Source organism: Hanamia caeni (assembly GCF_003721595.1).
Lineage (GTDB): Bacteria > Bacteroidota > Bacteroidia > Chitinophagales > Chitinophagaceae > Ginsengibacter > Ginsengibacter caeni.
This window is the reverse complement of record NZ_RJJR01000011.1, coordinates 196,484-217,000: the sequence shown is the minus strand read 5'-3', so window position 1 is coordinate 217,000 and position 20,517 is coordinate 196,484. Positions and strand designations below refer to the sequence as shown.

Here is a 20,517-nt window from a genome sequence, read left to right as displayed (position 1 = left end):
ATAAAATTGAAGAACTGCTGCCGCAAAACTGGAAACCACTGGTATAAGGATTTTATTTTAAATTAATTTCGATGTGGTTGGTCGGAGGGATACTTTGCAATAGCTTCGAGCGGATTTTGTTCGATCCAAATCTTTTAATCGCACCATAGAGGAATTGAAATTTAATTGTGAGATTCTTCAGAACTTGGCTACCGGGTCTTTTAATCGCACCATAGAGGAATTGAAATGGATTAACATCAATTGTATCTGCAAAGTCAGCCGTTCTTTTAATCGCACCATAGAGGAATTGAAATAAAAATAATAAAACCAAACTGGATGCATCAAAATTTACTTTTAATCGCACCATAGAGGAATTGAAATCAATTTATTTCAAAAACGATTGGCAAAAGCGATATCTTTTAATCGCACCATAGAGGAATTGAAATACAACAAATACAGCATATCCACCCTTCACAAGTTTGCTTTTAATCGCACCATAGAGGAATTGAAATTACCCTATGCCCGTACTGATTTGCTTTGTCAGAGCTTTTAATCGCACCATAGAGGAATTGAAATAAAGAAAAAACAGGGTATGAATGTGCCATGTGGTCTTTTAATCGCACCATAGAGGAATTGAAATCTGATATTCTCAGCGGCGTAAATGGCACATTCCGTTACTTTTAATCGCACCATAGAGGAATTGAAATGATTATACCACAATTTGAAAAGCAAGACCTTGCGGCTTTTAATCGCACCATAGAGGAATTGAGATCAGATACACGCCCCGAATTACTTAAACCGTTATCATCCTTTTAATCGCACCATAGAGGAATTGAGATATTGTTGCAGCTACCCTTGTGGCACCGATGCCCTCTTTTAATCGCACCATAGAGGAATTGAGATTCTGCCAATGCTTTTACATTCTCAGCGTCAAACTTGACTTTTAATCGCACCATAGAGGAATTGAGATTTCATACTTTTATCGTCGGCATTTCTGTAATTGTCTTTTAATCGCACCATAGAGGAATTGAGATGGATTATCACATACACCAGCACTATGGCGCCGACTGCTCTTTTAATCGCACCATAGAGGAATTGAGATAAGTAGGAATACCGGTTATTTGTTGGCTTACTGATTCCTTTTAATCGCACCATAGAGGAATTGAGATTTTTTAAAACCTTTTATTTCAAAGAAGCCCCAATCGTCTTTTAATCGCACCATAGAGGAATTGAGATGGTGTTTTTACATATCTAGTTCTGTTTTAATCGCCCAAAATGTTCAGATAATTCACAACCAATAGTAAACGGTAATTCCATCCCCCTGATAATTCGTATAAAAAAAATAAGCGAGTTCAATCCATAGCCTTAATCCAATATTTCTGATTTTTTTTCGTTTAATTATTAACCGTTTTTTGCCCATTTCAAAGAACAATCCAATTTTATGAAAACCTTTTTGAAACAAAAATTGAAAAGCCTGCGTAAGAACATTCTTTACGGAATGTCTTTTTGCTTTTTTGTGCTGTTGTTTTTTATTCTTCTTCTTTTCCAGAGTGCCGGTCCGGTACAGCATATTTTAATCGCCATCGCGGGCGCTCTTGTGGCTTTCGTATTCGTATTGTTTTTCCTTTTTAAAATTGATCTGGACAGGGCATCTGGCAAAATTGCAAAAAATGACCTGGCTGCTAATGAATTAAAATACAGAAATCTGATTGAAAATGCAGGCATCGTTATGTACACTACCTCCGTGGATGGTTATATCACCTTTGCGACCGAAAAATCAGTTCAGCTAACTGAATATCCTATGAATGAACTGATAGGAATGCACTTTTCAGATATTATAGACATCGAATGGCTTGAACTTGCTCTTGAAAAGTATAAAAGACAAATGGAAAAGAATGTGGAAGAAACTCTTTTTGAATTTGCAATCAGGACAAAATTTGGCGATTTGAAATGGGTAGAGCAAACTGCGGTTTTAATTATGGAAGGTGATAAAATAGCAGGCTTTCAATGTGTAATAAAAGATATTTCTGAAAAAAGGGAGATGGAAAATGTGCTTAGAAATTATGAAATCGCTATTGTTCAAAACCAGGAAAGGTTACAATCTATTCTTGACAATGCTACTTCCCTTATATATGTGAAAGACCTTGATGGAAAGTATTTATTGGTTAACAAGCAGTTTAGACAGGTGTTAAATGTTACCGAAAGCGAAATTATAGGAAAAACTGATTTTGATTTTACCGATCCGGCACAGGCGCAGCGTTTCAAGGAAACTGATGACAAGGTTTTAAGCACATGCAAACCCGTGGAACTTGAGGTAATCATCGGGAAACCGGGCCAGAACCATACACTTTTAATTACAAAATTTCCCCTGATAAATGCACAGAACGAGGTGTATGGAATTAGTGGTATCGCCACGGATATCTCCGAAAGGGTATCACAACTTGAAGAACTGAAAGAAGCCAAAAAAATTGCCGAATCTGCGAAAAATCTGCAGGAACAATTTCTTGCCAATATGAGCCATGAGATAAGAACGCCGATGAATGGAATTCAGGGAATGGTTGACTTGTTGTTGGATACCCCACTAACGGAAAACCAAAATGATTTTGCAAAAACAATAAAGAGATCTGCCGACAATTTGGTAGTCATCATAAATGATATACTTGATTTTTCAAAGATTAAAGCTGGAAAATTAACCATTGAAAGAATTGATTTTAATCTTAATGAAGTGATTCAGAATATTTCAGCCGTTTTTAGTCATAAGCTGAAAGAAAAAAATTTGGATTTTTCAATTCACCTTGACAATAACATTCCGGCTACATTAAAAGGCGACCCATACAGGCTAAACCAAATTTTGATTAATCTTATCGGCAATGCAATCAAATTCACTCATCAAGGCAGTGTATCGCTTACCGTCAGCATCCAAAAGAAAAATGCCGAGGGTGTTCTTTTAACTTTTTCGGTAGCTGACACCGGCATTGGAATCAAGAAGGACAAGATTGAAGAAATATTTGAAAGCTTTACACAGGCAAGTGTAGAAACATCGCGCAAATATGGTGGCTCTGGCCTGGGCTTATCTATTACCAGGCAGCTATTGCAATTGCAGCAAAGTGATATTTCTGTTGAGAGCGAAGAAAATAAAGGCGCTACTTTCCATTTTTCAATTCCATTTGGATATAGCAAGTCAAACCGAAAACTTTTTTTCAAAGGCAAAAAATTAAAAGATTATCACGGTTGTTTGCAGGGAAGAAAATTTTTGGTGGCAGAGGATAATGAAGTCAACCAGAAAGTGATTGAAAATGTTTTGAAAAAAGCGGGAGCTGTGGCAGATATTGTCAACAATGGACTTGAAGCGATTAATTATTTAAAACAAAATACGTCGTACGATGCGATAATTATGGATTTGCAAATGCCCGAAATGGACGGATATGCTGCCACAAAATATATCCGCAATGTAATGGATATCTCTATCCCGATTATTGCCATGACGGCCTCTGCTCTTAAAGGCGAAAAATCGAAATGCATTGAAATCGGCATGAACGATTACTTCACCAAACCATTTGAATTCTCTCATTTCTATGAGCAAATTACTAACCTGCTTTCGCAAAATAATATGCATGAAGTGATCAGCGAAGCGGCGCCTGTGGATAATACAGCCCAATTTGATTTATCCATGTTGCAGGAACTCGATGATAATGATTATCTCTCTCAAATGATTGAAATCTTTTTATCAATGACCCCTGTAGAATTGGTTGAAATGGAAAAACAAACAGAAGCCGGTGAACTTGAAAACGTTTATAAGATAGCCCACAAACTAAAAAGCAGCACTGGTTTGATAAAAGCCAACATATTGCTTGAAGTTTTGGTACAAATAGAACACGAAGCAAAGAATAAAAATAAAGCCCAATTAAAAAACCTGATTGCGGAAGGGTTTAGCGCATTTTCTGAATTGGAGAACCCGCTGAAACAAGAATTGAGCAGAATCAAAACCTTATTGAAAGTAGCCTAACCGGCGCCAATTAAAAATTACACTATGAAAATTTTAGTAGCGGAAGATGAAATGATCATGTTAAAAACAATTGAATTAAGGCTAAAGAAAGATGGCCATGAAATCATCACGTGCAGTGATGGAAGAGAAGCTATTCTAAAAATTGACGAAACAAATCCTGACCTTATCATCACCGACATCATGATGCCATTTGCCTCCGGCCTGGAAATTATTGAAGCGGTAAAAAGAAAAGATGGCAAGCACACAAAGGTAATTGTGCTTTCAGCGATGGGGCAGGAAAATGTGGTGCTTGAGGCTTTTCAGTTGGGTGCTGATGATTTTATTACTAAGCCTTTTAGTCCTAACGAGCTTTCAATGCGCGTGAAACGCTACACACCGCTCACTTTTGCTTCCTAAAAATTTATAACCACATGGAAGTTCTGAACCCCGGATTTTTTTTGGCAATAAATGTTGCTTCACTGGCATGGGTACTGTATTTTTTTATATCAGCGATGATATTCATCGGGATATCAATTATGACATTTTCTTTTTACAAGCGGAAAATGGAAATGAAGAAATTATTTTGGCAGGAAAAAGTGGTTACGATTATCAGTGAATCATTGTTGATAGAAAATGATGAAAACCCGGTCTGGCTACAATTCACAGAGGCAGATAAAGGATTATTAAAAGACGAAAAATTCAGGCAATATTTTATCGGCGAAATTATCCATGCGAAAAAGAATTTTTCCGGCGCCTCTGTATTAAATCTTAAACATCTGTATCAATCATTAGATTTTGATAAAGATGCAGTTTTGAAAATGAAAAGCCATAAATGGCACATAAAAGCCAGCGGTATTCATGAGCTTGCTGTAATGGGGCAGGAGCAATATGTAAAAGAAATTTTCAGGCTTACCAATGATGTAAATGAATTGGTACGAAATGAAGCCCAATGCGCCCTTGTTAATTTTTACGGATTTAAAGGCTTGCGTTTTCTCAATGTAATAATTTACCCTATAAGCCAATGGCAACAAATCCAGCTGCTAAATTACATTTATGATGTACATGCTGCAGATCCGAAACGATTAACGAAATGGCTGCTGTCAAAAAATAATTCTGTCGTAATATTTGCCATCCGGCTGGCATCTTTGTGTAATTGCACTGAAGTGTACACACAGATCATTCGCTGTTTGCAGGGAAATGAAAGCCAGGTAAAGCAGTGCGCACTCGAGTATTTAAAAAAAATTAATCACCCTGATTCTGCAGAGGAAATTATTAATTGTTATGCCGGTGCGGATGCAGCTACCAGGCTAATCATGCTTTCTGTATTACAGGAAACCGGAACTGAAAATCAAATTCCTTTTTTGATAAATGAATTGAGCAATCCCGACAATACTATCAAGCTTGCGGCTGCAAAAACTTTATCGGTTCTCCATCCTTCGGGCCCGTCATTTTTTCATTCGCATTCATTTGCCGGCACGTATCCATGGAATGCTATTTTTAATCAAATTGAGAATGAGAGAGCAGCATGACGGTTGAAAGCTTTATATTTCAATTCTTAACCATTGGTATATTTATTTATACGGTGGTGATGTTTGGCTTTTACATTTTCATTGCCTTTTATTCTACAGCAGAAATCCGGAAATACCTGCGCGTCAACCGGTTTTCTGATTTCCGCATCCCTGCTGCATCTGAACATCTTCCGGGCATTAGCATTGTAGCGCCGGCTTATAATGAAGCCGCGAATATTGTAGAGAATGTAAGGTCAATGTTATCTATCCATTACAATGCTGTTGAATTAATCATTGTGAATGATGGAAGCAAAGATGACTCTCTTCAAAGATTGATCACGGCTTATGATTTATACAAGAGCAATATTTTCATCAATGAACAAATACCCACGAAAAAGATAAAAGGGATTTATAAAAGCAACAATCCCGTTTTTAGAAAATTGCTTGTAGTTGATAAAGAAAATGGCGGCAAGGCGGACGCATTAAACGTGGGCATTAATGTTTCTTCTTATGAATATTTTGTTTGTCTTGATGTAGACTGTGTGTTGGAGCAGGACGCCTTGCTTAAAATGATAAAACCTTTTTTAGAAGAAACAAAAGTGCGGGTAATTGCATCGGGTGGCGTGGTAAGAATTGCCAATGATTGCAAAATAGAAAATGGGAGACTGGTTGAAGTAAGATTGCCGAAAAAGTTTTTGCCGCGGATGCAAACGTTGGAATACATCCGTTCTTTTTTATTGGGAAGAATGGCATGGAGCCGGATGAATGGCCTTCTCTTGATTTCCGGAGCCTTCGGCGCCTTTGATAAGGAAATAGTGATTAAATGTGGCGGTTACAGCACTGATACGGTAGGCGAGGACATGGAATTGATTGTAAGAATGCGCAGATACATGGAAGAAAATAAGCTTCCCTGTAAGGTTACGTATATACCTGAACCGTTATGCTGGACAGAGGCGCCCGTCACTTATAAAATCCTGGGCCGACAAAGAAACCGCTGGACACGCGGAACCATCGAAACGTTGCGAACACACCGAAAAATGTTTTTCAACCCGAAGTATCGTGTGTTAGGAATGCTTAGTTATCCATACTGGCTTTTCTTTGAGCAATTAGCCTCCCCGATAGAATTTTTCGGGATCATAGCTTTCATCATTTTTGCCTTTTTAGGAATGATTTCATGGAGTTTATTTTTTGTATTGCTCGCATGCGTTTTCTTATTTGGATTTTTATTTTCAGTTTTTTCCATTCTTATGGAAGTCCAAACCTATAACCAATATAAAAGTGAAAAAGATAATTTTAAATTAATAGGAACGGCTTTATTAGAACCATTTATTTTTCATCCGTTCGTAGTGTGGTCAGCTATCCAAGGCCATATCGATTATTTCAGGAAAAAAAATAGCTGGGGAGAGATGACGCGTCAAGGTCTTACATCAGGCCAAATAATAAAAACTGAAACCAAAAAGCCGCGCATAGCTGCTGAAATAAAAAGCCGCATTATAAATGCAATGCAGGAGTCTGTTGCCTACACACTATTACTTTGTGCCTGTTTATTATTTGTAAAAGTGATAGAGATAGTCGGGGATTGTATTCAATTTGGAATCCCGAAAGATTTATTAAGTGTGATAAGCCATGCAATCATAAACGAGCTCACGTTTGACCTCAATTTTTTAATCTTGCCTGTAGCTGTATTCACATTTTTGTTTTTAATCAATAAAAAAATTGCGCGCATTTTTATCATTTGTTTATCGGTTATTATTGTAGTGATTCATGCAGCCCTTGCAGAATATTTTTTACAGACCCTGGTGCCATTAGGCGCAGATTTATTTGGCTATTCGCTGGCTGATATTAAGCAAACTGTAGGCGCAGCAGGCGTTTCCATCAGCTTTATTTTTATCATCACATTGTTATTGGGGTCAGTAATTTTCTTGTTTTTATTTATTCCGAGAAAAATCAAAATAAAACCGGTTGCAGCATTTTCAATAGTTACACTTTTTATTTTGGGTGCATTGATTTCAGTGGCAAACATAACAAGCCGATGGAAGCCAGGCCCTGAATTTAGCAACTCAATGGCTTTAAATAAATCGTTCTTTTTTTATAACAATTGCTACCAAACTTTTTTCCCGGCAGAAAAACAAAATGTAATGCTTGTGGAAAATAATGGCGATCCCAATAATTTCAAATACACAAATGAAAAACAGTATCCTTTTTTACATTCAATAGATTCAACAGATGTGCTTTCGCCATTCTTCAATAAAGCGACTTCAAAACCTAATATTGTTTTTATTGTGGTAGAAGGATTGGGCAGGGCCTTTTCGAATGAAGATGCTTACCTGTCAAGCTTTACACCTTTTATAGATTCTTTGTCAAATCACAGCCTTTATTGGAGTAACTTCCTCAGCGCAGGAGGCCGTACGTTTGCCATGTTGCCTTCTATTTACGGATCACTTCCGTTTGGTAGAAACGGGTTTCTGGAATTAGGAAAAGAAATGCCATCCCATTACTCGCTGTTTAATATTTTAAAAGAAAATGGTTATCAAACTAATTTCTTTTACGGCGGTGATGCATCATTTGATAATATGAACCTAATGGTTAAGATGGACGGTGGTAACGTGTTTGATCAAAAAACATTTTCTTCTTCCTATGTACAAATGCCAAAAAATAGCAGCGGTTTTACATGGGGCTATGGTGATGACCAGGTTTTTAACAAAGTGGATGAAGAAACGAGGAAGGCCACAGGCCCGGTTTTCAATGCCATCATGACGTTGTCAACACATAACCCGTTTCTTATTCATAACCAGCAAAAATATCTTGAGCAGTTTGAAGATCGAATGCGGCAATTAAATTTTACAGAAGCTGAAAAAGATGAGCACAGACGTTATAAAGACCAGTATGCAACGATTTTGTTTATGGACAATTCCATCAGGGAGTTTATCAATAACTACAGTAAAAGCACAAATTTTCAAAATACAATTTTTGTAATTACCGGAGACCACCGGATGCCTGAAATACCTATGGCCACTAAGATTGACAGGTACCATGTGCCCTTAATTATTTATTCGCCAATGCTGAAACATGCACAAAAATTTAAAGCCGTTAATACACATTTAGACATTGCGCCTTCATTGCTGATGTATTTAAAACATCAATATAATTTCAAAATTCCACAACAGGCAACATGGATTGGGTCAGGGCTGGACACTGCACATTCCTTCCGGAATATTCATGCATATCCTTTGATGCAAACCAAAAACGATATAGTAGATTTTATCATGGGAGATTACATGCTTCACAATGATGAGCTGTATAAAATAAGTGATAAGATGAACCTTGACCCGGTTGAGAATAACAAAGAAAAAAATAACCTTAAAGCTGCCTTCGCCCGGTTCAGGCACAAGAACGAGACGATTAAAAAGGGTGCTCAATTAATGCCTGATACCGTTAGTCTTCAGTAAATAAAGAAATACTGAAAATTTATAACCCGCTTAAATCATTCAAAAGAATTTCCTGTTTTCGTACAACCATTCCCGTTAGCTGGCTTATTTTTTCTTCAGCGAAGATTCACGGATAATTAATTCTGTATCCAGGATTTTTGTTTCGTATTCAGTGATGGGTCTTTTGCTTTCAATAATCTGGATGAGCATTTCTGTGGCAACCTGGCCGATCTGGAACGCAGGCTGCCTCACTACAGTTAGCGGCGGACTAAAAAGATCACCTACTTTAATATTGGTAAATCCTGCCACACTTATAATGCGGTGTGGTTTCATGTTTTTTAAAAATTTAATGCAAAGAGTAGTAATCCGATCACCTGTGGTAAATATCGCGTCAGGTTTTGATTTGTTTTTAAACAGTGATGTGACTGCTTCTTCGATTTCTTCCGCAATCATTCCTCCATGATTACAATATCTTACCAAATCTTCATTAAAGGGAATATTATGTTTTTTAAGTGCTTCGCGGTATCCCTGCAGTCTTTCTTTAGTTATTGACAAATAAGGCGAGCTTGTAAGATGTGCGATCCTTTTAAAGCCCTGGTAAATTAAATGTTCTGTAACCTGGAAAGCACCCAGATAATTGTTAGCTGTTACTTTATGAGTATCAATTTCATCCGTTATCCTGTCAAAGAAAACAATTGGCAGGCCTTTGTCATGCAGTTCTTTTAAATAGGAAAGATCAATTGTATTGCTCGATAATGAAATTAATAATCCATCAACAGACCGGGACGCATGATGCATTACATTTACTTTTTCCCTTTCTTCTGATTCATGGCTCTGAGTGATGATAACATGATAACCCCTGTTATAAGCAATGGATTCAATGCCATTAATTGCCTGCGAAAAAAAATTGTTAGCTATTTCACTAACCACTACACCTATGGCGCGACTTCTTCTTTCTTTTAAGCTTAAAGCCACAGGGTTCGGACGATAATTTATTTTTTCTGCATATTCAAGCACTATCTTTTTTGTTTCTTCGCTAATCTCGTAACTGCCGCGCAATGCTCTTGAGACCGTGGAGGTTGAAAAATTTAATGCTTTCGCAATATCTTTTATGGTGACTGTGTCAAATCTCATAATCAAAATAATAGACGTTTTTTTAAACCGCTTAAAAGCACCAAATAATGGAGGGTTTTCTCTGAGTTCAAAAATTGGAAACGTTATCGGGAACGATTGCATAAAAATACATCTATTGTTTTAATTTTTTTCAGGTAAATGTTGTTACACTTGCTGAGAGAGGCCAGATAAACTTTGATGAGACAGTAAAACAATAAATATTGCAAGTTATTAGTTACTGAGCATCGCTTGATTATGATTATGATTTTTGGATTTTTATTTTTTACAAAAAAATTAAGGCTGGATAGTATGCAAAAAGTTTATTGCAATTTGATAACTCTCTCTGGTATGTAAACATTAAGCAATTTCAACAAAATTGTTTTTTATAATCAATTCTTATACAATAAATAAAACAGGTTTATGAAAAGTAAATTTTTTGCTTTATTCATTCTGATTTTCTCTTTTGCGATTGTTAAGGCGCAAAATAAAACAGTAACGGGCAAGGTTACGTCAGATGCCGGCGAAGCATTATCAGGTGCCACTGTCTCACTTAAGGGAACACAAAAAGCTACTACCACCAACTCTTCGGGGGAATACTCTATTTCTGTTTCACCAACCGGTAAAGAAATATTAATATTCAGTTTTGTAGGTAAAGACCCTAAAGAGATTAGTGTAGGTGAACGAAATATAATTAATGTTTCGCTTACAAACAGTACCTCCACCTTAAATGATGTAGTTGTTATCGGATATGGAACAGTAAAGAGAAAAGACCTTACGGGCGCAGTATCATCTGTTTCTGGTAAAGAAATAGCGGCAGTTCCTGTTACCAATACAGCGCAGGCTTTGGCGGGTAAATTGCCTGGTGTAAGTGTTACATCGCAGGATGGACGGCCCGACGCAGATATTTCAATCCGCGTTCGCGGCGGAGGTTCCGTATCGCAAAGCAACGAACCTCTATATGTTGTAGATGGTTTCCCGGTAAGTAATATCAACGATATTCCTGCACAGCAGATTGAAAGCATTGATGTTTTAAAAGATGCTGCTTCAACAGCAATTTATGGCGCCCGTGGCGCCAATGGTGTAATTATCATTACCACTAAAAGCGGCAAAGCCGGCAAAATGAAAATTGCTTATGATGGATATGTTCAGTTTAATGAACCAACAAAGTATTTGCCCACAATGAACGCTTATAATTATATCGCATACAATTGGGCATACGCCCAGGCAATTAGTGACAGCTATGCGGATGCATGGGCCATGCTTTGGGGAATTGGCAAATATGCCGAAACATATAATAACACTGATGGAATTAATCATTACAAAAATGTAGCAGCAGCAAGCTTTTCAAAGCAAGCCTATGGAAGTTCATTCTCTCATAATCACAATATCAGCATGGGAGGCGGCAATGCAAATACGAAATATTTAATCTCAGGAAGTTATGCAGATAATGATGGAATGAAAATTAATTCCTGGTTCAAAAGAGCAAATGCTTCGTTTAAGCTCTCTCAAAAAATAAGCAAAAGTTTAAACTTTTCATTTGATACCCGTTTTACAGATATTCATTCAATGGACAATGAATCCACTACAAATGGGAAAGGATCCATCTTATCCTCTGCGTATCAGTTCAGACCGATTGCAACGAAAGACGTTTTAGGAGAATTAGATGATTCCAAAAATACACAACTTGGTTTATATGATTATGTATTGCAGGATATGTACAACCCTGTTGCGCTCATGAAAGATTATTTTCCTTTATCCAGCCAGCGCTCCTTGAGATCAAATGGGTCATTATCCTGGAACGTAGCCAGTGGACTTACTTTAAAAACTGAATTCGGTTATAATACCTATTGGAATCGTGGCAAAACATGGTCGGGCGCTACTTACAACGGATACCTGGATAAGGACGGAAATAAAACATATTCCGGAAACGCCTCCATTTCAAGTACTGAAGGCTGGGGCCTTCGCTGGGTCAATACTCTGAACTATAATGTGCAGGGATTGAATGTTGACCACGATATAAATTTTGTCATGGGTCAGGAAGTTGATAATTCCCATTCTGAAGGTATAAGCATGTATGGTAATAAATATCCTGTATCGTTTAGCTCAGACCGGGCATTTGCACAGATGGATCAATATCTGATGAGCACAACGATAAATTCAGGATTTAGTTCAAATGTTGGAACACCAAACCGTCTTAATTCTTATTTCGGCAGGATTAATTATTCTTATTTAGGGCGCTATTTAATAACAGGAACCTTTAGAGCAGATGGATCCAGCAGGTTTGCCCCTTCGCATCGCTGGGGCTATTTTCCCGCGGGTGCAGTTGCATGGCGTATGAGCGACGAAGCGTTTCTAAAAGATGTAAGTTGGTTGAATAACTTAAAAATTCGGGTATCTTATGGTGAAGTTGGGAATGACGGAATAAGTGCAAATCTTTGGAAAACACAATGGTCTTCTGATGGCTTAACTGGCTATTCAATTAATGAAGTACAGCAAAGCGCTTATTCGCCTGCCTCAACAATCGCTAACCCGGATTTAAAATGGGAAACAACGATTACCGAAAATGTCGGTGTTGACTTTTCACTATTTAGCAACCGGCTTTTTGGAACAATAGACGTTTATAAAAACAGAACAAAAGATCTTCTATTACTTACCTCTATTTCCGCTATCAGTGGCTTTTCCTCTACTTATGATAATGTAGGAAGCACCAGTAATCGCGGGGCTGAAATTTCATTAGGCGGCGATATTGTGAGAAACAAAAATTTTACCTTAAGCGCCAATTTTAATGTGAGCTTTAACAAGGGACGGGTTGATGAATTAGCTCCGGGTGTTAACGGCCTTTATAAATCACAATGGGGTTCAACCATGACCCAGCCAAATACCGGGGATTATATTCTGCAAGTGGGTAAGCCTGTCGGGATGGTTCGTGGCTATACCTATGATGGATGGTATAGAGTGGATGATTTTGATTATACCGACGGAATATATACACTTAAAAAAGGTGTGCCTGATATCGCTTCGGGCATAATAGGAACCGTTTATGGCACCAACGCCCACAAGCCCGGTGGACAGTCTGCGTATCCGGGAGTAATCAAATTTAAAGACCTTAACGGAGACGGCGTAATTGATGAAAATGATGTTTCAATTATTGGAAATATGACTCCGAAAAATACAGGAGGCCTTAATATCAATTCTACTTTCAAAAATTTTGATATGGCTTTAAATTTCAACTGGAGCTATGGAAACCAGGTTTATGATGCCAACTACCTTGCTGCATTTTACGGAAGCAAAGAAGATGGATTATATAGAAACCGCTTAAATTATTTATCGGGTGCCTATAGAATTTATGATATTAAGGATGGCCAGTTAGAAAGCGTTGCCGATCCGGCAAAGCTTAAAGCCTTAAATGCAAATGCTACTACATTTCTGCCTTATCATGAAAATCCTGTTGTATCTACTTTAGGGATTCAGGACGGATCATTTCTTCGGTTAAACACTGTGACGCTTGGGTATTCTTTACCAGAAAGCCTGATTCAACATCTTAAAATCAGCCGCCTGAGAATCTATGGGGCCATTTATAATGCGTTGATTTGGACAAACTATCCCGGGCTTGATCCGGAGGTGAATACCAATACCAGTCAGGGAAATGCACAGTATCCAACCATAGGGCTTGACTGGGGTTCTTATCCACGAGCCCGCTCATATACAATTGGACTAAACGTTGAATTTTAAATTTTTTTAAATTAATAATATGAAAAAGACAATTTTTATATTTTTCGCCTTTGTCCTTCTTGGAGCTTTGTCGTGCAAAAAAAATTTTTTAGAAGTACAATCGCCATCCTCTGTTGATGAAGATTTTGTTTTTTCATCTCCGAGTGAAACTTACAAAGTAATGATTGGCATGTACGAGCTATGGCGTGGCGCAAACAATGGCTTATTTTACGATATTGACGAAGTAGGTTCTGATGTGGAGCATCATCCCGAGACTTATGATGCACAAATGCGCCATATTCCGGAAGGGTTATATGCCACAGAAATTTCAGATGATTATAGTAATTCAGTTAGTGGCTGGGCAAACTGGTATAAAATAGCCAATCGTGCAAATATCATAATGGAAGCAATTGCTGAAAAACCTGATTATAAAACCGCTTTATCTGCGGGCACTCCCAACGACTGGACACAACTTTACGGCGAAGCCGCCGTTTTTCGCGCTTTCAGCTATTTTCAATTAATAAGATACTTTGGCGATGTTCCTTATTTTACAAGTTCTATTCATTCTGCCAGCCAAACTGATAGCGCCAAACTTATCTCCCGTGATATAATTTATGATGGCGAAATTCAAAACCTTATAAAAGTGGAACCATTAATGTATCGCCTGGGTGAAGGCGGCATTAATGCTGAAAGGTTTTCAAGAACTTTTTGTGAAGGCCTGATTGGCAAAATGGCGCTATTTGCCGGGGGGTATGGTTTAAGAAGAACTGATTTCGACTATGGGGCCGTAAAGTTTGACCAGCTTGGAACTGAAAAATGGAATGCAAAATATGTGCGTCTTTCTGATTATAAAAAATATTACGAGATTGCAAAAACCTATTTGAAGGCTTGTGTTGACAATCCCGGATCTGCTTATCTAATTACTACTGACAATCGTGGGACTGGCTATGATAATCCCTTCCAGCTTAATTTTCAATACAATATGAATCTGGTGGTAAGTCCGGAATCTTTATATGAAATTGGAGAAACCCAGGGACAATTTTCAGAACGACCTTATGCTTTTGGCCGTCCGTCGGGTGGCGGGGGATCAAATGCTTATCCATGTAAATCTTACGGTCAAAGCCGGTTGTATGCGACTTTCTATTATGGAGATTATGATCCAAAAGATTTGAGACGCGATGTTACTGTTGGAGTTACCGTTAATTCGGGTTCATGTTCTGAAAAGATTGTTGATTTTACACCAGGTTCACGAGACAAAGGGGGATTGCCCAATAACAAATGGGATGAAAGCCGGATGGCTAACCCATGGACAGCCAAGCAACGCCAATCCGGTATCAACTGGCCAATGATGCGAATGTCTGATGTAATCCTCATGTTGGCAGAAGTGGATGCGGGATTAGGCGATGAAGGCGCTGCAAAAACCGAATTAACGAAAGTGCGCAGCCGTGCCTTTTTACCAGGTGACCAGGACGAAAAAGTGACAAATTATATCAATGGCCTATCGGGCGATGCGCTGAAGGATGGGATCATGAATGAACGCAAATTAGAATTGGCAGGTGAGGGATTAATCCGCTATGATTTAATCCGTACTGGAAGACTTCCCAAAGCTATTGAAGTTTTACGGAACAAACAGGAAGCCATGGTGGATGGACTAAAAACAAACGGATATTATACCTTTCCCAATGGCAACACCATTTCAAATTATATTTATGTAAAAGCTGTAAATGTGGCTGATCTTGGTATGACTAAAATGCTTACTACCGAATGTGAAGTAGATGAGAGCGATCCTACTTATCCTGTAAGATTTCCCGGATGGCGCGGCAATTGTGACTTGTGGGGATCTCAAGGATTTTTTCCTACCTCGGGTAACCGGAACCTGGCCATAAGAGGGTTATTCAGATATATCGATCCTAATGGTTCAGAAGCTGCTGATTTGGTAGCGCAGGGTTATAAAAAAACGAAGTGGGGAGCTAATATCGTTGCGAATGAAGACCAATACACCACAAATATTTTCAAAGGTTACACAGATGCTGACTTTAATGGAGGAATTCCTCCAAGATATTTATTCCCTTTATCGTCTGAAACAGTTTCTAAATCAAATGGCTTGATCACAAACGGATACGGATTTAAATAGTTCAATGCTAACAATTATAACCAATAATCAGATAATTATTAATTAACTTTTAGATCGGCTGGTATTCTGAAGAGTTTTGTAATTCTCAATTATTATTATATAAACTTCCGAAGGGGAAAATAATGAATGATTTAAAAAGAATGGTATGTCACAATTTAATCGACGGATATTTTTGCAAAGATCCGCAGTCTTAACCTCCGGAATTGTTGGTTCATCCCTTCTCAAAGTTTCCGTGTTTGGTTCGGTACCTTCTGTTAATGAATCACCTGTTGCATCAACAAAATATGGTATGGTCCGGGGCTATACTGACAGTGGAATCAATGTTTTTAAGGGAATCTCTTATGGAGGTGATACTGCCAAAAGACGTTTTATGCCACCAATTCCACCGGAAAAATGGAGCGACATTCGCGACACAATAGAATATGGCCCATCTTGTCCTCAAAAATCAAGAGGTATCGATAAAATGAGTGAAGATTGTCTCGTACTAAATGTATTTACACCCGCTCTTAATGATAATCGAAAGCGTTCTGTCATGTTTTATATTCACGGTGGCGCTTATTCGGGAGGTTCGGGTTCCAATCCATTGTATGACGGGGTTAATCTTTGTAAGCGGGGTGATGTAGTTGTCGTTTCAGTTAATCATCGTTTAAATGCATTCGGATATCTTTATTTATCAAGATTTGGCCACAATATTTTTGCAGATTCGGGGAATGTCGGGCAGCTCGATTTAATTTTAGCACTGCAATGGGTAAAAGATAACATTACTGAATTTGGTGGTGATCCTAATTGCATCATGGTATTTGGCCAATCCGGTGGCGGTGCAAAAATTGCCACTATGATGGCTATGCCTGCTGCCGAAGGTTTGTTTAATTGCGCCGCCACCATGAGTGGACAGCAGATAACTGCAAGCGGCCCGCATAATGCAACATTAAGAACACAAGCTTTGCTCGATGAATTGAAAATAGGTCCAAAAAATATTGACGAGATAAGAACCATTCCTTTTGAAAAAATCATAGAAGCTCTATCAGCAAAAGACCCCGTATTGCCATTTGGCGGTGTTTACTTTGGACCAGTGCTGGATGAAAGATGGTTGATGCGGCATCCGTTTTATCCTGATGCACCGGCACAGTCTGCTAATATTCCAATGATTATTGGTAATACGCACGACGAAACAAAAGCTTTCCTGGGTGGCGATCCAACTAATTTCTCTTTAACCTGGGAGCAGTTGCCGCAAAAATTAATTCCCAATATGCGGGTGGATATTAAACCTGAATATGTAATCGAAGAATACCGCAAGTTGTATCCGGATTCATCTGCAAGTGATTTGTTTTTCAGAATAACAACAGCTTCGCGTTCATGGCGCGGCGCTATTATTGAAGACGAAGAAAGAGCAAAGTCTGGCTCTCCTGCTTATGTATATCAGTTAGATTGGGCTACGTCAAAAGATGGTGGTAAATATGGAGCACCTCATGCAAGTGATATACAACTGGTATTTAATAATATTGATAAACCAGGGGCAACAGCAATAGGCGCGGAGGCACAAAAAATCGCTGACATTATGAGTGAAACATTCATTGCATTTGCAAAAACTGGTAATCCCAATAACAAGTTTATACCTTTTTGGAAAAAATATACTATGGCAAATCGTGAAACAATGGTATTTGATGTGCCACCGCATTTAGAAAATGATCCGCGTGGTGCTGAACGAAAAATATTTGAGAAAGTGCCTTACATACAGGCAGGAAGTTGATTGAATTTTAGTTTGGCTAATATGTGTTTAATATTTAGAATTAATGCGATTATGCCTAATCTGATACTTGTCTCTTGTTTTTTTATTTCGTTCCGGTATAGTCACTGCTCAGAAACCTGTCCCTGTCAAGCCACGCATTCTTATCAGCACCGATATTGGGGGTAGTGACCCGGACGATAACCTGCCTAAACTAAACACACGGAAATGATTTTCCAGTTCCTAACCTTTTACGTTCCATTTGCAAACAGGGCAGGCAAGGTTTTGGCGCCATTTGCCGGGTATACAATAGCAACCGAAGGTTCCAACTGGATCATAAAATGTGCAAGAGAGAAAAGCAGTGAATCTCTCTCTGGGTTTTGGTATGGGGGGGACTTGATGACTTGCACAGGCAAAGTGTACTGGAAATGCGCAAACTACAGTAAAGCAACAATTTTATCTAAATCCTGTTAGCACGCAGAAATATGAATTAAAAGTGTTGCAAACCTTGTGGCTGCAATGCTTCAGGATGAAAACGAATTTCTTTTATCTGCCCCTTGAACCAATCTACTTGGTTCAGGCGAACACCAAGAGAAATGTTTCCTTTTGTTATCGCAGAAAAATTAAATTCTTGTTCCAATTCTTTTTTGCCATTTACAAAACTGGTCATTTTTTTACCATCATATTCCATTGCCACCCAAAACCATTCATCAGCAGGATGTAGTTTGGTGGAATCAATCAGCGCCAGGCCTCTGTCAGTTTTGCCATTTTTCAGAAACGTATCCAGGTACCACTGTTTTTTATTTGTTAGCCTGATTTCGAAGGTTCCGCGCCTGAATGCTGTATCCTCGAAATGAATGAAGCGCGGAGCTATCGGCCCGTCGCCATCCGGTTTAAACAAAACTTCAATAGTAAACTTTGGCCATCCTTTTATTGGGATTTCGGAAACAATCAGGCCATCGTTTATTCCATTAAAATAAATTGAAGTGTCTTTCCCTTCAGTTTTAATTAAAGGGTTTCCGAGAATTTCTGTTTTGAAACCACCGATGGAGTGAATGTTTTTTAGTTTCCAGGTAAGAGTGGAATCGCTTTTGAAAAATGCGGATGTAAAAAAGATGAACAATAAAAATAAAAACAGAATGAAAGATAACTTTTTCATCAAACAATTAAGTTATGATTTAATAAATATTTTTAATCATTACTTGCCATTTTTATTATTTACTAAGTTTAAATAATTAATCAATAAATACATATTCTGCACATACCTGGATGTTGAAATATATTCCTGGTCGGAAGTGTCTCTATAAGGAGAGGTATCAGTCTTGTCGCCCACCATCGTGGATGAATATTTTGTGGTTGGTTCCTGGTTTTTCCCATCGCCAATGTAAGGATTACTAATCATTGCGTACCTGATCAGCCAACGGTTTTTATTATCGAGAGATTCAATCACTTTTTTTACATTGGTTTCTTCCGGATTTCTTTTCATAAAATTGCCGCGGTTCAATTCGTAAAAAGTTTGTGGTGTACCCGTTCCTTCAAACTTGCCGGGAAGGAGAGGAGAATCCTTTGTAGCTTCTTCAGGAGATAATGCGCTTACTCTTGCATATTCGTCTTTAAGATACTGCACATTGATGTTTCCTTTGCCATGCATGTGTCCCAGCAAATTCGAATCGCTGTAGTCTGTATAATAAAATCCATACTTCACATTGGAGCCTTTCCGGTGATCGAAAATGGGCTTGTCAGTTCCTACTTCTACAAAAAGCGAATGGGTATATTTTCCATTTTCTGTCATGCTAGCGGGGAGTTTCACTTTATCCAGCCACCTGATTGCATCAGGGATGCGGGAAAGATATTTTCGGTCGCCTGTATATTGGTAAAATTTCAGCAACAATAAAGAATTCGCAAGGGTGGCGCGTGGCAGGTAGGCAGCAGGCTCATAGGTTCGCGCGCCTGCAACATCCATTTGCATATTGTATTGCTGGCCCCATGCACCGTTTCCCTGCTGAGAGATGTAATAAAAATCCATGCCTCTTCTGATTGGATCCAAAAATCTTTCTTCACCGAGTGTTTGATAACATTGAATAAGAAAATACAGATTTTCCCAGATTACATTATCATTAAACGTATAAAATGAGGTATAGTCAAGGTGTCCCGCCTTATTAAAATCATATTTTAAAGGATAACGTTGCGGCCATCCGCCGTTTGGATATTGGCTTTTAAGAATAAAGTTGATGGCTTTGTCCAGCGCGGGCTTGTATTTTGGGTCGAGTTTAACCAGATACAATTTCAAAAGAAAGCGTGCCGCATCAGAAGTGACTTCATCGTCATAAGTGCTGTTGCCATAATAATGTTGAAATTCTTCCAACCTCCAACCATTTTTGCCAATACTGACGTACCACTGCTTAAGTGATCGGTCGCCGGCAAAATCAATCATGTAATTCCATCCACCTTCTTCGCTTTGACCCCAGATCATTGCGTCGGCAGCTTTTTCGGCGGCCTGGTAAAAATATTCTTCGCCGGTAGCTTTGTATGCATCCAAAAGCATATCACCAACGGTTACTGTACCGCCGTCCTGTATCCAAATCATCGTTTTATACGCCTCCATTTCTCCCCAGCGACGGGACAAGTCTGGCAGATAATACCAAACATAACCGCCATTAGTGCTGACACTATCAACCATGTATTTCGTAGCTGCCATCATCGCTTTTTGCGCTTGTTGGGCAAGTGTTTTATTTTGCGTGTATGCATTACCGGTATAAAGCATAGCTACAATTGCATTTACCCATATTAACTTGTTAATTCGCATAGTTGTTTGATGAAGAATAAGGATGAATATTTTTGATAATCAAAATCAACTCATTTACGTATTGAGTTGTTGAAGGTGATTTCTTTTTTCTAAAATGTAAAAGAATTTCAATAAAAATTTGCGCAAA

The 20,517-nt window shown here is 38.4% G+C and carries 11 protein-coding genes and 1 CRISPR repeat array; of the genes, 8 read left to right on the top strand and 3 right to left on the bottom strand.

Annotation, left to right across the window (positions count from 1 at the left end; all coding sequences use genetic code 11):
• Window positions 1-131: 131 nt before the first annotated feature.
• Window positions 132-1,215: a CRISPR direct-repeat array (repeat unit 30 nt; unit sequence CTTTTAATCGCACCATAGAGGAATTGAAAT).
• Window positions 1,216-1,420: 205 nt separating this feature from the next.
• From EFY79_RS13870 to EFY79_RS13855, 5 genes are all read left to right on the top strand, one after another.
• A complete protein-coding gene (locus tag EFY79_RS13870) occupies window positions 1,421-3,985 on the top strand; it encodes a PAS domain S-box protein (RefSeq protein WP_123121315.1) in 2,565 nt (854 codons plus the stop codon).
• Between the two features lie 24 nt (window positions 3,986-4,009).
• On the top strand, window positions 4,010-4,381 hold the full coding sequence (locus EFY79_RS13865) for a response regulator transcription factor (protein ID WP_123121314.1): 372 nt from the start codon (window positions 4,010-4,012) through the stop codon (window positions 4,379-4,381).
• A gap of 67 nt (window positions 4,382-4,448) precedes the next feature.
• Entirely contained in the window at window positions 4,449-4,580 is a 132-nt protein-coding gene (locus EFY79_RS21895; protein WP_262684441.1) for a hypothetical protein, read from the top strand.
• Window positions 4,534-5,493: a HEAT repeat domain-containing protein gene (locus EFY79_RS13860; protein ID WP_148041927.1), complete on the top strand. Its 960-nt coding sequence runs from the start codon at window positions 4,534-4,536 to the stop codon at window positions 5,491-5,493. The genes EFY79_RS21895 and EFY79_RS13860 overlap by 47 nt, the downstream gene beginning before the upstream one ends.
• Window positions 5,490-8,921 carry a sulfatase-like hydrolase/transferase gene (locus tag EFY79_RS13855; RefSeq protein WP_123121312.1) on the top strand — a complete coding sequence of 1,144 codons (3,432 nt, stop codon included), beginning with the start codon at window positions 5,490-5,492 and terminating at the stop codon, window positions 8,919-8,921. Before EFY79_RS13860 ends, EFY79_RS13855 begins: the two co-directional genes overlap by 4 nt.
• A gap of 84 nt (window positions 8,922-9,005) precedes the next feature.
• Here EFY79_RS13855 and EFY79_RS13850 read toward each other — a convergent pair whose 3' ends face one another.
• Window positions 9,006-10,034 (bottom strand): LacI family DNA-binding transcriptional regulator, encoded by a 1,029-nt coding sequence (locus tag EFY79_RS13850; RefSeq protein WP_123121331.1) that lies wholly within the window; start codon window positions 10,032-10,034, stop codon window positions 9,006-9,008.
• Between the two features lie 399 nt (window positions 10,035-10,433).
• Between EFY79_RS13850 and EFY79_RS13845 the strand changes: the two genes are divergently transcribed.
• From EFY79_RS13845 to EFY79_RS13835, 3 genes are all read left to right on the top strand, one after another.
• Window positions 10,434-13,745, top strand: a complete 3,312-nt coding sequence (locus EFY79_RS13845; RefSeq protein WP_123121311.1) for a SusC/RagA family TonB-linked outer membrane protein — start codon at window positions 10,434-10,436, stop codon at window positions 13,743-13,745.
• 19 nt (window positions 13,746-13,764) lie between these two features.
• A complete protein-coding gene (locus EFY79_RS13840; protein ID WP_123121310.1) occupies window positions 13,765-15,858 on the top strand; it encodes a RagB/SusD family nutrient uptake outer membrane protein in 2,094 nt (697 codons plus the stop codon).
• Between the two features lie 145 nt (window positions 15,859-16,003).
• A complete protein-coding gene (locus EFY79_RS13835; protein WP_123121309.1) occupies window positions 16,004-17,608 on the top strand; it encodes a carboxylesterase/lipase family protein in 1,605 nt (534 codons plus the stop codon).
• A gap of 466 nt (window positions 17,609-18,074) precedes the next feature.
• Here the strand turns inward: EFY79_RS13835 and EFY79_RS13825 are convergent, their stop codons facing one another.
• Both EFY79_RS13825 and EFY79_RS13820 read right to left on the bottom strand, forming a co-directional pair.
• Window positions 18,075-18,743 carry a LamG-like jellyroll fold domain-containing protein gene (locus EFY79_RS13825; RefSeq protein ID WP_123121308.1) on the bottom strand — a complete coding sequence of 223 codons (669 nt, stop codon included), beginning with the start codon at window positions 18,741-18,743 and terminating at the stop codon, window positions 18,075-18,077.
• Window positions 18,744-18,782: 39 nt separating this feature from the next.
• Window positions 18,783-20,390 (bottom strand): pectate lyase, encoded by a 1,608-nt coding sequence (locus EFY79_RS13820; RefSeq protein WP_123121307.1) that lies wholly within the window; start codon window positions 20,388-20,390, stop codon window positions 18,783-18,785.
• Window positions 20,391-20,517: the final 127 nt, after the last annotated feature.